This window comes from Streptomyces sp. AJS327 (assembly GCF_013450295.1).
GTDB lineage: Bacteria > Actinomycetota > Actinomycetes > Streptomycetales > Streptomycetaceae > Streptomyces.
Window position 1 is genome coordinate 760,535 of the sequence record NZ_SKBR01000003.1, and the last position, 14,282, is coordinate 774,816.

Genomic DNA, 14,282 nt, shown 5'->3' on the forward strand with positions numbered 1-14,282 from the left:
GACCGGCCGGTGCGCTCAGCACGGTGCGTGGACGTGCTCAGCACGGTTCGAAGTGGAAGGAGCGGATGAAGCAGTCGCGGGGCTGCTTGACGGCGTAGACGATGCACTCGAACAGCGCCTGGGTGGTGAGCTTCTCGTCCGGCTCCAGCCGCTCCTCGAAGTCCGGGGGGAAAAGCGAGAAGACCCGCACCCCGGAGGTCCGCAGCCGCCGGGCGAGGATGTCCGCGAAGCCGGACTGCGCGCTCTTGGCGGCGTAGAACGCCTCGTGGGCGCGGCCCGCGCCGCCGCCGTCCGCCGCGGAGACCGCCACCATGTTGACGATGTCCGGCCGGACGGAGGCACGGAGCAGCGGCAGGAAGTGCTTGACCATCAACACGGTGCCGCCCGCCGTCGATTCGATGGTCTCCATGATCTGCTCGTCCCGGGCGGCCTCCAGCTCGATCCCGTCCAGCCAGCGGGCGCCGTTGTTGACGAGCAGGTCGACCTGGCGGGTGTGTTCGCCGACCTGACGGGCGAACTCCCGTATCTCCTCCGGACGGTTGAGGTCGCAGCCGAAGGCGTGGATGCGGTCCCGGGCGGCGCCCATGACCTCCTCGCGGGTGCGTTCGGCGGCCTCGACGGTGCGGGCCGAGACGAACACCTCGGCGCCCAGGTGGGCGAAGCCGATGGCGAGGGCGCGGCTGAAGTGCCGGGACGCACCGGTCACCACGACCCGCATGTCAGTGAACTCCATTCTTCTGACCACCTCTCTGTGCCGTGTCGGTGCGTGGCGTGGCGCGTGGGACCCCGGCCGGGCGTCGGGGGGACCGGCCGGACGTGACGGGTGTCGGGACGGCCGCCGGGCCGTGGGCCCCGCGTTCCTGTGGTGCGGTACTCATCTGGTCCTGCTGATAGGGGAGTTGGGAATCCGTGCGTCTCGGCGGCCGGGCGGGCGCGGACGGGTGCGTCGGGTGTGTCGAGGGGAGGGCGGGACGGGTGGTGCGAGTGGTGCGGGGAGGCGGGACGGGACGGGGTGTGCGGTGTACGCCCAGCCCCGGGGCGGCCCGCCGTGCGCGGGCCCGGAGCCGGAGTCCGGGGCGGGGACGGGGCGTTGGCCCGTCAACCGGGGTGCTGGGTGCTGGCTGCTCGGGACCGGATGTCCGGCCCGTTCGGGGAGGTGCCGGTCAACCACCCGCCGTCGGACGGGCGGTGGCCAACCGGTCCCGGTTGGTGATTAATTCCGGATTTCAGCGTGGCACAGCGGCCCAGACCAGGCCCGGCCAGCGGCGGTTCGCGTTCACGCCGTGACGTGGATACGCCACGGGAGGCTGATCGACCGCTCCAGCACCCGCACCCGCTTCCCGTACACCACCGCCGCGTCCAGCACCCGTCCGCCGAAGCTGAGTTCCGTCCCGACGCGGGCTCCGCCCCCCGGGGTGCGCACCCGAAGTGGCCCGGCTGTGGCGTCCGCCGCGAGCAGCCGGTGCGGCACGGTGCCGGGGACCGCCGCGGCGGCGGCCAGGCACAGCGTCCCGGTGACCGCCAGCGCCGGATGCCAGCCGTGGGTGGTGACCGCGCGTACGCTCAGCCGCCCGGGGCGGTAGGCGCCGACCGCCGCCACCTTGGGCAGCGCCCGGCCCGCCGGGACGCCCAGCGTCCGCGCCGCGGCCTCCCGCACCGCGCGGAGCGCGGCGAGCGTCGCCTCGTCGGCGGTGAACAGCGCCTGTTCCGTGGGGAGTCCGAGCGCCGCCGCGTCCACGAAGACGTACGGGTTGCCGTACCAGACCAGCGACACCGGCAGGCCCCCGAGCCGTTCGGCGGGCCGCCCGGACGGCAGCAGTCCCGGCAGCGGCACCCGGCGGTGCAGCCGCACGGTGTGGCTGCCGTCCCGCTCCGGGACACAGACCATGCCCTCGCCCGTGGTCAGCGCCCGCACCCGCAACGGGCCGGGCAGCCCCGAGCCGACGGCGCAGGCCAGCAGCGAGTGCCCGCATCCCGTACGGAAGTCGAAGGCCCCCGGGCCCGGAAGGCACTGCACGAAGCGGTAGTCGAGGTCCCAGCCGGGGGCCCGCGCCGCCCCGTACAGTCCGATCTTGGTGACCTCGGTACGTCCGGTAGCCGCCAACCAATCGCGTACGGCGAGGAGTTCGGAACGCAGGGCGAGCGCGCCGGGCGGCAGCAGGTCCCGGTCGAGCACCAGCGTGGGGCCCGGCGCGCCCTCGGCGCGCACCAGGTCCGCTCTCACGCCGCGCGCCGCCCGGGCACCCGGACCGCCGCCGGAAGCGTCTCCCGCCACAGTTCGTGCACCAGCAGCGCCCACACCGCCAGCGCCGTGCTGGTCCGCGGGTGGTCCGCCTGCCGCTCCAGCAGCGCGGTGACCCGCTCGGCCCGCAACCGTCCGTCCTCCCGCAGCCGTACGGGGTCGAGTAACTCCCGCGCCAGCTTCCACAGTGGGCTGCCGCGCGTCAGCATCGGGGCGAGCGGCAGGGTGAAGGGCTGCTTGCGGCGGTGCAGCACGGCGGGCGGCAGCAGCCCCGTGCCCGCCGCGTACAGCGCGCGCTTCCCCAGCCGGGCGCGCGGGGGGAGACGGTGCGCGAGCGCCCTCAACGAGGGCTGGCAGAAGGGGAGTCGGGCCTCGATCGCGTGGGCCATGCTCAGGTGGTCGACGCGGCGCAGGTGGTAGGCGGGCATCCGCGTCTCGGTCTCGAACCGGGTGAGGGCGGTCAGCCGGTCCTGGAAGGTGGTGCGCAGCCGTGCGGCCAGCGCGTCCCCGCTACGCCCCCGCTCGGTGAGGGCGTCGCGGTAGGCGTCGGTGTACAGGTGCTCGCGGAGCGCCCGTGGCGCGGCGGACAGCGCCTCGGTGTAGTCCGTCACCCAGTCGGTGCCCTCGGGCGCGCCGACGGCGCTGGTCACGCGGGGGTAGCCGCCGAAGAGTTCGTCGGCTCCGTCCCCGGTGAGCGCCACCGTGAAGCCCTCCTCCCGGATGGCGCGGAACAGCACGTGGGTGCTGAGCGCGATCGGGTCCGCGTTGGGCTGGCCGAGCCGCCGCACCGTCTCCGGTAACAGCGCCGCGAACTCCGCCGGGTCAGCCTCGACCTGGTGGTGGACGGTGCCCGCCCGCCGGGCCACCGCGCGGGCGTAGCCGTGCTCCGTCTCCGGCCAGCGTCCACGGTAGGTGAGGTGGAAGGTGTGCAGCGGGGGACGTCCCGAGGCGCGGCGGTCTCGCGCGGCGAGCGCGGTGACCAGCGCCGAGTCCAGCCCGCCGCTGGAGACCGCGCACACCGGCACGTCGGCGCGGCCGAGTTGACGCACCTCGCGGCGTAACGTCTCGCGTGCGTCCGGCCGTCCGGGGCGGGGCGTGGTGGAGTGCGGTGGGCGGTGGAACGGTTGCAGCGGGTGCGGTGCGGAGAGCGACGGCCAGGCGGAGCGCGAGCCCTGGTCCTTGGTGCCCGGAAGCAGACCCCGCGCGCTCCGGACTCCCGTCTGTACGGCGGTCGTTCCGGGTAAGAGCACCCGGACTCCGTCCAGCGCGGTCTCCTCCCCGAGCGGGGTACGGGTGGTCAGCACGCGGTCGAGGGTGTCGGGGCGTGGCAGGGCGCGTACCCCGTCGAAGCCCAGCAGCGCGGGTAGTTCGGAGGCGAAGCGGAGGGCGCCGTCCGGCGCCACGTGGTAGTACAGCGACTTCATGCCCGCGTCGTCCACGGCGAGCAGCAGCCGGGGCGGGAACCGGCCGCCCCGCAGGTCGAGTACGGCCAGCGCGAACATGCCGTCCAGCAACTCGGGGAAGTCCGCGCCGTGTTCGGCGTAGAGGGCGGGGAGGACACCGCCGTCGCAGGTGTCCGGGAAGTGGTGGCCCCGGGCGGACATGGCCCGCCGCAGCCGGTGGTGGTTGTACAACTCCCCGTTGAACACCGCCAGTACGCCCGGCACGGTCGGCAGGCTGTAGGGCTGGTGGCCGTGGGCCGGATCGGTGACGGCGAGCCGGTCGCATCCCAGCGACCAGCCGGGGCCGCCGCACACCCCGTGCCCGTCGGGGCCGCCGTGGCGCTGCCGTGCTGAGACCTCGGCCAGCTCGTCACCGCTGGCCCCGACCGCGAACGTGCCGAAGATCCTGCACATAACTTGAATGTACCAATTTTTTTGCTGGCTAGTGAGTGCCATGGCGTTAACACGCCAACCCCCCTGCCTTGCCGCTCAGTTCAGCACCCCAGAGCCTTTTGCTCATGACTGACTTCGAGAACGGCGCGCGGATGCCCGACCGAAGCGCCCCCGAAAGTCTGCTCGTGGTCGCCGCCCACCCGGACGACATCGAGTTCTGCGTCAGCGGAACCGTGATGCGATGGATCGCGGAGGGCACCAGAACCACGTACTGCATCGTCACCGACGGCGGCGCGGGTGGCTACGACTCCCGGCTGCCCCGCCAGGTCATGGCCGACCTGCGACGCGCCGAACAGGTCCACTCCGCCAAGGCCAACGGCGTCGACGACGTGCGCTTCCTCGGCTACCCCGACAGCAGGATCGAACCCACCGAGGAACTCCGCCGCGACCTCTGCCGGGTCATCCGCGACGTACGGCCCCAGCGGGCCGTGATACCCAGCCCGGAGATCAACTGGCGCCGCGTCGCCGACCTCCACTCCGACCACCGTGCCGTCGGCGACGCCGCCCTGCGCGCCGTCTACCCGGAGGCGCGCAACGAGTTCGCCCACCCCACGCTGCTCCGCGACGAGGGGCTCGCGCCCTGGGCCGTCCCCGAACTCTGGGTCATGATGGGCCCCACCCCGAACCAGTACATGGACGTGACCTCGGTCTTCGACCGCAAGGTGGAGGGACTGCGCATCCACACCTCGCAGACCGCCCATCTCTCGGACCTCGCCGGCCTGTTGCGCGACTGGCTCACCGAGCACGCCCGGGCCGCCGGTCTCCCGCCCGGCCGTCTCGCCGAGGCGTTCCAGGTCGTCAGCACCGAGTAGTCCGAACAGCCGGACCGCCGCCCCCTGTTGGTCAGACCGGACCCTTCGCGCCATCCGCTCGGGCCGTCGAAGTCGCCTATCCAGCCCACGAGTTGACGGTCGCCTTCGCGCGGGAGTCGCGCCCGGTGGTCCGGTGCGCGTGAGGTCCATGGGGGCCGTGAGGGGCGTGTGGCACGGGGAGACGTCCCGAACTCACCCACGGATGAGATCGGGTCTACGCGCGGTGCGCACGTATCTTCCGCGCCCCAGGAGCGCTGTGGCATGCTCACGATTCCCCCACAGTGAAGGACACACCTATGCGAAGAAGAGCTTTCGCCGGAGCGATGGCCCTCACCGCCACCGGAGCGCTGCTGTCCACGGGCACCGCCCACGCCAGCCGGGCCCCCCGGGGCGGCAGCCAGGTGGCCCCGATCCCGCCGAGCCCCGCGCACCCCAACGGGATCCAGGTGGCGACCGAGGTCGTCGGCGGGTACCGCTCCAAGTTCCCGGTGCTGCGCACCAAGGAGGTGAACACCAAGGGCGAGCACGTCATCTCGGTCGAGTACCAGGTGCAGGAGACCGGCTACTGGTGTGGCCCCGCCGCCACCCGCTGCGCGCTCTCCGCCCGCGTCGCGCCGCCGAGCCAGGCCACCCTGGCCGCCGAACTCGGCACCCACACCGGTGGCACCGACCACATCAGCCAGATCGCCACGGTGCTCAACAACCGCATCGACGCGGGCGAGTACTTCATCCGCGAGATGCCCAACGACCCGCCCACACAGGGCCAGATCGACCAGCTGTGGACGGACGTCGTCACGGACATCGACGACGGCTACGCCGTGGTGGCGAACATCGTCGCCCCGCCCGGCAACCAGCCGCCCGGCTACCCGCCGGACCAGACCGTGTACCACTACTTCACGGTCATCGGCTACGACACCGACTACAACACGGTGCTCATCGCCGACTCGGCCTCCTTCAACGGGTGGCAGATCTACTGGCTGAACTTCTCCCAGCTCGCCAGCCTGATCCCGCCCAAGGGCTACGCCGCCTGACACCCCCCGCCGCCGGTCCTGCGCACGCACCCGGGACCGGCGGCCGCACGCGGGAGGGTCAGGAGGAGCGGGTACGGCACGGCGCCGACGGTCCCGTCCGGCGGACGGACCCGCTCCCACCCACCTCGACCCGCCCGCGTACTCGCCCAACCCGCCCATCGGGACGCGGAGTCGCCGTCCCGGACGGTGAGGGGACGGGAGTCCCGGACCGGGCGAGGGAGCACGCGACCTGTGGAGTACGTGGGCCGCGCGCGGCGCGACCGGACGGGAAACCCCGGCGGTGGCCCCGGAACGCCACGCGCCCGACGCGGAACCGTCCGGAGGCGGGCAGATGAAGGAGCCGACGTTCGGAGTGCTGGGACCGCTCCAGGTACGGGCCGGTGGCGCCCTCGTCCCCGTCGGCGGCCCCAAACCCCGCGCGGTGCTCGCCACGCTGCTGCTGCAACCCGGCGGCTTCGTCTCCCTCGACCTGCTGACCGAGGTGCTGTGGCCGGGCGGCGCGCCGCGTTCCGCCGTCGCCAACGTCCGGACCTACGTCCGCAACCTGCGGCGCGCGCTGGTGACGGCCCGGGTTCCGGGCGAACTACGCACCGAACGCTCCGGCTACGCCCTCGACGTCGAACCCGCCGCACTGGACCGGCTGTTGTTCGAACAGCGGCTGGAGTGGGCCCGCGACGCACTCGAACGGGGCGACTACCCCGAGGCGTTGCGCGGCTACGAGGCGGCGCTCGCCCTCTGGCGCGGCGGCGTGCTCCAGGACGTCCCGCCCAGCGTCGTGTGGGACCCGACGGTCACCAGGATCGAGGCCCTCCGCTCGGCCGCCGTCGACGAGTGCCTCCAGACGCGGATGCGGATGGGCGACTACCCCACGCTCGTCAGCGAGTTGAGGTCCCGGTTGGCCGAGGACCCGCTGCGCGAGGACCTGTGGCGGATGCTGACCCGGGCACTACACGACGCGGGCCGGGGAGCCGAGGCCCGGGCCGCCTACCAGGACGCCGAACGGGTGCTCGCCGCCGAACTGGGCGTCGAACCGAGCGCCCCGTTACGGGCGGTGGGGGAGGAGGTACGCGGCTACGCGCCAGCGCGCCGCGTGGAACAGCCCACACCGGTCTGCCAACTCCCCATGGACATCCCGGACTTCACCGGCCGGGCGACGGAGACCGGAACGCTTGAGCGGCTGCTCGCCCTGGCTGGCCGGCAGCCGGTAGCCGTGATCGTGTCCGGGGCCCCCGGCTCGGGCAAGTCGACGCTGGCGGTGCGGGTGGCGCACCGGGTGCGGGAGACCTTCCCCGACGGCCAGCTCCACGTCGACCTGGGCGCGATGGGCGACCGCCCCCGTGAACCCGGCGAGGTCCTGGCCGAGATGCTGCGCGGGCTGGGCGTCATCGACAGCGCCATCCCCTCCGACGTGCGGGAACGTGCCGCGCTCTTCCGCTCCCGCCTCGCCCAGCGCCGGTTCCTGATCGTCCTGGACGACGCGGTGGGCGCCGACCAGGTACGTCCGCTGCTGCCCGGCACCGGAGGCTGCGCCGTCCTGGTCACCTCCCGCCGCCGGATGCCGGAACTCCCCGCGTATCACCTGCCGTTGGAGGTCATGAGCCGGGAGGACGCGGGCGCGCTGTTCGCCGCGATCGTCGGCCCGGAACGGCTCCGCGCGCACGCCGGGGACGTCGACCGGGTGGTGGCCGGGTGCGGCTCCCTGCCACTCGCCGTGCGGATCGCGGGCGCCCGGCTGGCGAACCGCCCCGGCTGGACCGTCGGCGCCCTGGCGGACTACCTGCACGACGAACGGGGACGCCTCGACCAACTCCGCACCGGTGGACTGGCGGTGCGGGCCAGCGCCGAGCTGAGCTACCGGCACCTGCCCGCGGACGCCGCCCTGGCCTTCCGCTGCTTCGGGCAGCTCGCCGAGGAGGACGTACCCGCCTGGATGGTCGGCGTCGCCATGGGACGGCCCGGCGCGGCGCCGGACGCCGTCGAAACCCTCCTGGACGAGCACCTGCTGGAGGTGGCGGGGACCGACGGGCTCGGCACCCACCGCTACCGGATGCACCACCTGCTGCGCTGCTACGCCCGCGAACTCGCGGAGGCGGGCGGCCCCGGAGCGCCCGCCGGGGCGCGGCTCGCGGACGTCCTGATCGGCCTGGCCCGCGTGGCCAACGCCGCCACCCCCGTCCGCTTCCTCGGCGTCCTCGGTGAACAACGCCCCCTGGACGCTGAGTTCGCCTCCCTCGCTGAGGTCCCGCGGGCCCGTCCGGTCGACTGGTTCGAGGGGGAGCGCCGCGTCCTCGTCGCCGCCGTGGACACCGCCCTCGCGCGGAACGACGTGCCCCGCGCCGCCGATCTGGCCATCGAGCTGGCCGGGTTCTTCGACATGCGCGGCTACTACGGCGACTGGCTCAGCACCCACCGGCGGGTGCTGGAGGCGGTACCGGAACCGTACGGCGTGCGGGCGGCGGCACTGCTGCGCAACCTCGGCCAACTCCACCTCTACCAGGACCGGTACGCGGAGGCGCTGGCCGACTTCGCCCGCTCACGGGAGCTGTTCGCGGGCCAGGGCCACCGCGCGGGGGAGGCCGTCGCGGCGCTCGGCGTGGGCTCCGTGTACCGCGTCACCGGCGAACTCGACGCCGCGCGGGCCACGTTCGAGAGCGCGCTGCGCGTCTTCGTGGAGACCGGCGACCCGCACGGGGAGGCGGTCGCCCGGAACGGCGTCGCCTCCGTGTGGCTGGAGCGCGGGGACGCCGAGCGCGCCGCGGGCTGGCTCGACGGCGCCCTGCGGCTCGCCCGGGACGTGGGCGACCGGCACCGGGAGGCCCAGGTACGCCGCCGGATCGCCGTCGCGCACGAGCTGCGCGGCGACCCGGCCGCGGCACGAGCCGAACTGGAACGGGCGCTGAGCATCTTCGACGAGCTGTCCGACACCCACTGCGCGGCCTACGTGCAGCAGAGCGTCGGCGAACTCTGCCTCCGTCAGGGCAACGAGGCCGAGGCGTCAGCCCTGCTGGTGGGGGCGCTGGCCGTCCAGCGGCAGTTGGGCGACCGCCGGGCGGAGGCCCGGGTGGCGGGCCTCCTCGGCGAACTCCACCACCGCACCGGGAGGAAGACGGCGGCGCAGCGCTACTACCACCGCTCGCTCTCCGCCTGGCGCCGCCTGGAGGCCCCGGAACAGGCCGAGTTGGTCGACGCCAAGCTCCGGGCCCTCCGCTGACCCGTCCCCGCCGGAACCCGGCCGGGCACCGAACTCCCGGGCACGGCCGGACCGTTGGTAATGGGTGACGCGGTCAGCACCGGTTCTTGCTGGTCTGGTAGCGCTTCGTGTAGTCCTTCCAGACGACGCCCTGGACGTGGGCCACCACCGCGCTGCCGTTGTGGATCTGCTCGTAGTGCAGATGCGGCGAGAGGTTCGACGTGGCGGAGGACTTCCCCACGCGGCCGATCTTCTGCCCGACCCGCACCTTGTCGCCCTTGCTCACCGCCCGCGTCTTCAGGTGCGCGTACCGGGTCTGCCAGCCGTTGCCGTGCCCGATGACGACGGTGTTGCCGTAGCCGGTCGTGGTCGAGTAGTACGAGGCGAGGACCTTGCCCCCGGCGCTGGCGAACACGCGACGCCCGAAGTCGTCAGGGCTGCCAGCGGAGTTGTAGTGGTTCCAGTCGATGGCGTGCGGCGGGCTGTGGCCCTTCCAGTTGCTGCCGAGCCACCGCTGGCCGCACTCGAAGGGCATCTTGAACGCGGGCCGCGCCGCCGCGGCCTCGGCGGAAAGCTCCTGGCCGGACGCCGTGGACCCCTCGGAGGGCGCCGCGATGGCGAGCGGCGCGGCCACGGCGACGGCGGCTATGCCACCGGTGGCGGCCAGCAGTCGTCTGAGGTGTCGGTGCATGCTCTTCTCCCCTTGTCCTGAGGTGACTCAGGGGATTCAAGAAGACGCGCATACACGATCGATACATCCCCCACCCCCGCCGCAACACCACCCCCACCCCGCGCCCCGTTGCCGCCCCGCGCCGGGACGGCGGGCGACCCGCGCCCGAACTGACGCCAACCGAGGGTTGGTTGTGACCCAGAACGGCCCGGCGATTGGGGTGGGGCCGGGCGCGGGGACCACCTCCCGCGCCCGGCCCTCGGTCGTGCGGGGGGCGTCACCCGAGATGTCCCCGCCCCGCCGCACGCCCGTCCCCGGCGTGCCCGTCCGCGCCCCCACAGCACGTCCGTCGCACGCCACCCGCGGGGGCCACCCACCCGCGGGGGCCGCGAGGCTCACCCACCTCGCGGGGTTCGCGGCCCGCCGCCCGATCCGTGGGGCCGGGCGGCGGGCCGTGCCACTCGCGGGCGGTGACCGGACTCCGGCCCGCGGCGGGCGGCGCGTCAGCCGTAGATGACCAGCTCCCGCTCGTACGCGCCGCGCAGTTCGTAGCGGGTGCCCACCAGGGGGCGGCCCGTGTAGAGCCGCAGCAACGTGGCGGGATCGGCGTGGAGTTGGGCGGGGGAGCGCCCCCGTACCGGGGCGCCCAGCGCCAGCGGGGCCTCGGCGTTGGGCAGCCGCGCGTACAGCAGCGGGCTGCCCCGCTCGCCGCTGACGACGGACAGCAGCGACAGCGCGATGTGTGTTCCGGATCCCCCGTACGCGCCGGGCAGGCCGAGTGCCTCGCGGATGTCTCCCGCGTGCACCCACTCGCCGAGGGCCACGGCGTCGAGCCGCGGCTCCCCCTCGGCGATGGCCGGACCGGCCTCGGTGAAGCCCGCCTCCAGCTCGTCCAGGACGGCGTGCAGCGGCCAGTCGTCCCGCTCCGCCACGTCGGCGGCGTTCGCCTCGGGCGAGAAGGCGCCGTCACCGGTACGGCCCTGGATGATGCGGGTGAGCGCCGCACCGCAGTGCGCCGCCACCTGCCGCACCGTCCACCCGGGGCAGGCGGTGCGCAGCGCGAAGCGTTCCGGCGCCACCCGGCGGAGCTGCGGGATCAGCGTGTCACGCTCACCCCGCAGCAGCCGTCCGGGCAGCAGGGGATCCCGTGGGGTCACCCCACCTCCGCGCGCAGGAAGGAGCGTTCGATGGCGGCGAGGGTGCGGATGCTGTCCACGTCCAGCGTCTCCATCTCGATGGACTGGCCGCTCAGTTGCTCCAGCAGGAACACGAACTCCACGAAGGAGAGCGAGTCGATCAGCCGGTTCTCGATGAGGTCCAGCTCCGGGTCGATGTCGGTCCGCTCCGGGTGCCGGGCCAGCAGCCAGTCCCGGATCTGCCGGGTGCGGTCGGTGGTCGTCTCGCTCATGTGACTACTCCTTAACGCGGATTCGGGTGCTGTGGGTGAAAGGACCGGGTGGGTGCCGACGGGCGCGCGGAAGAGTCCCGCGGGAAGCCCCGGCGTACCGACGACGGGCGCGGCGACGGCCACCGCGTAGTCGACGTCGTGGCTGATGCTGACGGTGATGTCGACGATGCCGGACTCCTCCGCCATCGCCGCGGCCGCGCGGCGCAGTTCGACCAGCGGCCAGCCGCCGCCGGAGCGCCGCACCACGATGTCGCGCCAGGGCAGCAGCCGCCCGCCCACCCGGAGGGTCTTGAACGCGGCCTCCTTGGCGGCGATGCGTCCGCAGAGGCCGAGCGGGTCGAGGCTGCCGCCGTGCGGGGTGGGCGTGCCGTCCGGGAGCCGGCAGTCGTCGAGTTCGCCTTCGGTGAGCATCCTGCTGAAGAACCGCTCACCGTGCTCGTCGAGCAGCCGGCGCACCCGGTTGACGGACACGATGTCCAGGCCGAGGTGGGCCAGGCCCCACATGTCACGTAGCTCGCCGCACGGCGTCGGAGGCCGCCTGCCAGCTGCCGTGCCGTCGGGTCAGCGCGGAGAGCCAGCGTTCCAGACCGAAGGCGACACAGCTGGTGAACGCGGGGTCGCCGGTGGGCTCCGTGGTGATGGAGCACCGCTCGCCGAAGAAGTTGCGGTGGGTGTTGACCGACGCGATGGCCAGGTCCTCGAAGAGGAACTCGTACTTGACGGGCGAGAGCCGCTGGAGCACCGCCTTGGAGCTGCCCGCGTCGTAGAACGGGTCGCAGGCGGCCTCCTTGCGCAGCGTCAGGCCGACGGCGTCCGCGAACTCGTTGACCCTCGCGGAGAAGTCGGTGAGGTGCCGCTCGGTGTGTTCCGCGCTGCCCAGCGCGATGATCTCCCGCATACGGAAGCCGAGTTGGCGGCGGAGCCCGACGTAGTGCTCCTCCCGGCGGAAGCACCAGCTGACGACGGTCACCAGGGTGTCCTCCGGCAGCCGCTGTCCCTGGAGGTCCAGGTACACGCCGTAGCAGGACGCCGACGGCAGGCCCAGTTCGGCCTCGCGCAGCGTCTCCCGGGGGAAGTGGCCGCTCTCCCGGCAGCGCGCGGCCGCGGACGGCTGCTCCAGGTCGAGGGGCGCGGCGACGACCGCCTGGTGGGGGAAGTTGTCGTAGTAGTCCAGCCGGGCCAGTTCGTTGGCGGGCAGCAGCGGCGGCATCGTCATGGCGCGGGCCCCGGCGGTGATGCCCCAGCTCTCGAAGGTGTCGTCCAGCAGCCGGAGCAGGGCGGTGCCCTCCGGGCCGAGCGAGGGCAGTCCCGAGGTCTCGCGGGGTGGCGCCGGTGGACGCGCGGTGCGCACCTGGGTCGGCGCGATGTCGGACGCGGTGGTCATGGATACCTCGCAGCGGGCTCAGAGGGAGGGCAGGGAGTCGTCGGTGAAGATCCCGGTCTTGCGGAAGAACGCGAGCGGCTTGCGCAGCGCGCCCCGCTCGTAGGGGCGGCGGCGCTCGTCGGAGAGCAGCGCCGAGCGGAGGGCCAGCGGGTCGCTGACGCCCGCGTCGCGGTAGACCTGCGGGTTGTAGAAGGAGTTGATGGTGAAGGCCACGTACCGCTTGAGGTACGCCTCCACCTCGCGCAGCCGCTCCTCGGTGGCGGTGTCCCGCAGCCGGGTGTAGAGCAGCCCGACGAGTTCCCGGCCGAACGCGATGTGCCGGGACTCGTCCTGGTGGTGCAGCCGGTTGACCTGCCGGATGGTCTCGCAGAGCCGGGCGTCCCTGGCCATGGCGGTGTTGTAGTGGTCGACCAGCTCCTCGAAGAGCAGGATCCGGGCGAACACCAGCAGGTTCTCGGCCTCCGGCTCCCAGTCGGAGTCGCCGGGCAGGCCCATGGCACCGTAGATCTTCCCGCCGTAGCGGCGGCAGAACTCGGCGAAGAACCACATGTGCTCGTTCTCCTCACCGATGAAGTGGTGGAAGAAGTCCGAGGGCACCTCGAAGCCGGGGGAGTGGATCCGGTTCACGACCTCGATGAGCAGTTCCCGGATGCCGTGCACGTTCAGCGAGTAGAAGTTGATGCTCTCCCACTTGGAGAGCCGGTACAGGGTGGCCTGGTCCAGCCGGTCGAAGTGCCGGGTGCCGTAGACACTCAGCAGCTCGGGCGACATCCACAGCTGGTTCTCCTCCAGCCGGTCGGGCCAGTCGAACTCCAGGTACGGGTTGTAGTAGTCCGCGACCGCCTTGGAGCTGAGCCGGTCGAGGACGTCCTTGAAACGGTCGGTCGTGGGCAGGGCCGGAGCCGTTGCCGTGCCGGTTGCTGCCATCGCGGTTGCTCCCGGAAGCTCGAAGAGGTCGATGTCGGTGCGGTGGTGCGGTGACGCGAACGCTGCGTGCGGGGCGCTGGTACGGGGCGGGAGTTGTGCGGAGGGCGGGGGTGCGGGCGGCGCCGCCCGGAGCCGTGGGGCGTCGTACGGGGAGGCGCGCGCGGCGCCGGGAGGCGGGGGCGGCGCGCGAGCGGTGACGCGCCGGACGACTGAACAGGGCGGTGGTACACGGCTGTCGGGGCGCCGCACCGCGGGCCAGGGCGGGGGATCCGTGCCTCGGGGACGGCGCAGGTCGTGCGGAACGGGGCGGAACCGTGGTCCCGTCCCGCGTGTCCCTCCCCCGCGCGGCACCAGCGGAGCCGCGCCGAACGGGCGGGCGCGGGCGTCGTGTTGAGGGCTCGCGGTACGACGCCGTGGTGCTCGGCGGGGGACGGGCCCGCGGTGCGGCCCGTCACCGCCGCTCCCGGCCGCTCGCCGGTGCCCCCGTCGGCGGGAGGGAGCACCCGGGTACCTCGGACGGTGACGAGGTGCGGGGCGGGAGTCGCGGGCTGCGGGAGGTACGGGGGTGCGGGAGGGGCGGTGCCCGGCACCCGTCCGCTGGCCACCGCGTCGCCCTGGTACGTCCAACCAGCCCGCTGAGACGGGGGGTTGGACACGGTGGCGGGTGGTGACGGGCGGTGGCGGCGGTCCGGCGCGGGGCGGGAGGCGGGTGGGGCCGCCGTC

At 73.5% G+C, this 14,282-nt stretch carries 11 protein-coding genes; 3 read left to right on the forward strand and 8 right to left on the reverse strand.

What is annotated here, in order from left to right; genetic code table 11:
* Positions 1-37: 37 nt before the first annotated feature.
* The 3 genes from E0L36_RS20435 to asnB form a co-directional block, all read right to left on the reverse strand.
* The gene (locus E0L36_RS20435; protein WP_180930568.1) at positions 38-733 is read right to left on the reverse strand and encodes an SDR family oxidoreductase; all 696 of its coding nucleotides are present in this window, start codon (positions 731-733) and stop codon (positions 38-40) included.
* Between the two features lie 543 nt (positions 734-1,276).
* Positions 1,277-2,224, reverse strand: a complete 948-nt coding sequence (locus E0L36_RS28315; protein ID WP_180930569.1) for a PrpF domain-containing protein — start codon at positions 2,222-2,224, stop codon at positions 1,277-1,279.
* Positions 2,221-4,098: an asparagine synthase (glutamine-hydrolyzing) gene (gene asnB / locus E0L36_RS20445; RefSeq protein ID WP_180930570.1), complete on the reverse strand. Its 1,878-nt coding sequence runs from the start codon at positions 4,096-4,098 to the stop codon at positions 2,221-2,223. The genes E0L36_RS28315 and asnB overlap by 4 nt, the downstream gene beginning before the upstream one ends.
* A gap of 104 nt (positions 4,099-4,202) precedes the next feature.
* Between asnB and E0L36_RS20450 the strand changes: the two genes are divergently transcribed.
* The 3 genes from E0L36_RS20450 to E0L36_RS20460 all read left to right on the forward strand — a co-directional run bounded on the left by E0L36_RS20450 (position 4,203) and on the right by E0L36_RS20460 (position 9,191).
* Positions 4,203-4,949, forward strand: coding sequence for a PIG-L deacetylase family protein (locus tag E0L36_RS20450; protein ID WP_258016350.1), 747 nt, complete (start codon positions 4,203-4,205; stop codon positions 4,947-4,949).
* A 296-nt stretch (positions 4,950-5,245) separates the two neighbouring features.
* Positions 5,246-5,980 carry a C39 family peptidase gene (locus tag E0L36_RS20455; protein ID WP_180930571.1) on the forward strand — a complete coding sequence of 245 codons (735 nt, stop codon included), beginning with the start codon at positions 5,246-5,248 and terminating at the stop codon, positions 5,978-5,980.
* 331 nt (positions 5,981-6,311) lie between these two features.
* On the forward strand, positions 6,312-9,191 hold the full coding sequence (locus tag E0L36_RS20460; RefSeq protein WP_180930572.1) for an AfsR/SARP family transcriptional regulator: 2,880 nt from the start codon (positions 6,312-6,314) through the stop codon (positions 9,189-9,191).
* Positions 9,192-9,264: 73 nt separating this feature from the next.
* On the opposite strand, the gene E0L36_RS20465 is transcribed toward E0L36_RS20460, so the two are convergent.
* The 5 genes from E0L36_RS20465 to E0L36_RS20485 all read right to left on the reverse strand — a co-directional run bounded on the left by E0L36_RS20465 (position 9,265) and on the right by E0L36_RS20485 (position 13,559).
* Positions 9,265-9,861, reverse strand: a complete 597-nt coding sequence (locus tag E0L36_RS20465; protein ID WP_180930573.1) for a M23 family metallopeptidase — start codon at positions 9,859-9,861, stop codon at positions 9,265-9,267.
* A 482-nt stretch (positions 9,862-10,343) separates the two neighbouring features.
* Positions 10,344-10,997: a maleylpyruvate isomerase family mycothiol-dependent enzyme gene (locus E0L36_RS20470; protein WP_180930574.1), complete on the reverse strand. Its 654-nt coding sequence runs from the start codon at positions 10,995-10,997 to the stop codon at positions 10,344-10,346.
* Positions 10,994-11,752, reverse strand: a complete 759-nt coding sequence (locus tag E0L36_RS20475; RefSeq protein ID WP_180930575.1) for a 4'-phosphopantetheinyl transferase superfamily protein — start codon at positions 11,750-11,752, stop codon at positions 10,994-10,996. The genes E0L36_RS20470 and E0L36_RS20475 overlap by 4 nt, the downstream gene beginning before the upstream one ends.
* Position 11,753: 1 nt before the next feature.
* Positions 11,754-12,632 (reverse strand): hypothetical protein, encoded by an 879-nt coding sequence (locus E0L36_RS20480; protein ID WP_258016351.1) that lies wholly within the window; start codon positions 12,630-12,632, stop codon positions 11,754-11,756.
* A gap of 18 nt (positions 12,633-12,650) precedes the next feature.
* The gene (locus E0L36_RS20485) at positions 12,651-13,559 is read right to left on the reverse strand and encodes a diiron oxygenase (RefSeq protein WP_180930576.1); all 909 of its coding nucleotides are present in this window, start codon (positions 13,557-13,559) and stop codon (positions 12,651-12,653) included.
* Between the last annotated feature and the right edge of the window lie 723 nt (positions 13,560-14,282).

Bases quoted from the DNA above. Each gene is read 5' to 3' on its own strand.
- E0L36_RS20460 (WP_180930572.1), top strand. From the start codon at position 6,312: ATGAAGGAGCCGACGTTCGGAGTGCTGGGACCGCTCCAGGTACGGGCC.
- E0L36_RS20465 (WP_180930573.1), bottom strand. From the start codon at position 9,861: ATGCACCGACACCTCAGACGACTGCTGGCCGCCACCGGTGGCATAGCC.
- E0L36_RS20475 (WP_180930575.1), bottom strand. From the start codon at position 11,752: ATGTGGGGCCTGGCCCACCTCGGCCTGGACATCGTGTCCGTCAACCGG.
- E0L36_RS20435 (WP_180930568.1), bottom strand. From the start codon at position 733: ATGGAGTTCACTGACATGCGGGTCGTGGTGACCGGTGCGTCCCGGCAC.
- asnB (WP_180930570.1), bottom strand. From the start codon at position 4,098: ATGTGCAGGATCTTCGGCACGTTCGCGGTCGGGGCCAGCGGTGACGAG.
- E0L36_RS20450 (WP_258016350.1), top strand. From the start codon at position 4,203: ATGACTGACTTCGAGAACGGCGCGCGGATGCCCGACCGAAGCGCCCCC.
- E0L36_RS20480 (WP_258016351.1), bottom strand. From the start codon at position 12,632: ATGACCACCGCGTCCGACATCGCGCCGACCCAGGTGCGCACCGCGCGT.
- E0L36_RS20455 (WP_180930571.1), top strand. From the start codon at position 5,246: ATGCGAAGAAGAGCTTTCGCCGGAGCGATGGCCCTCACCGCCACCGGA.
- E0L36_RS20485 (WP_180930576.1), bottom strand. From the start codon at position 13,559: ATGGCAGCAACCGGCACGGCAACGGCTCCGGCCCTGCCCACGACCGAC.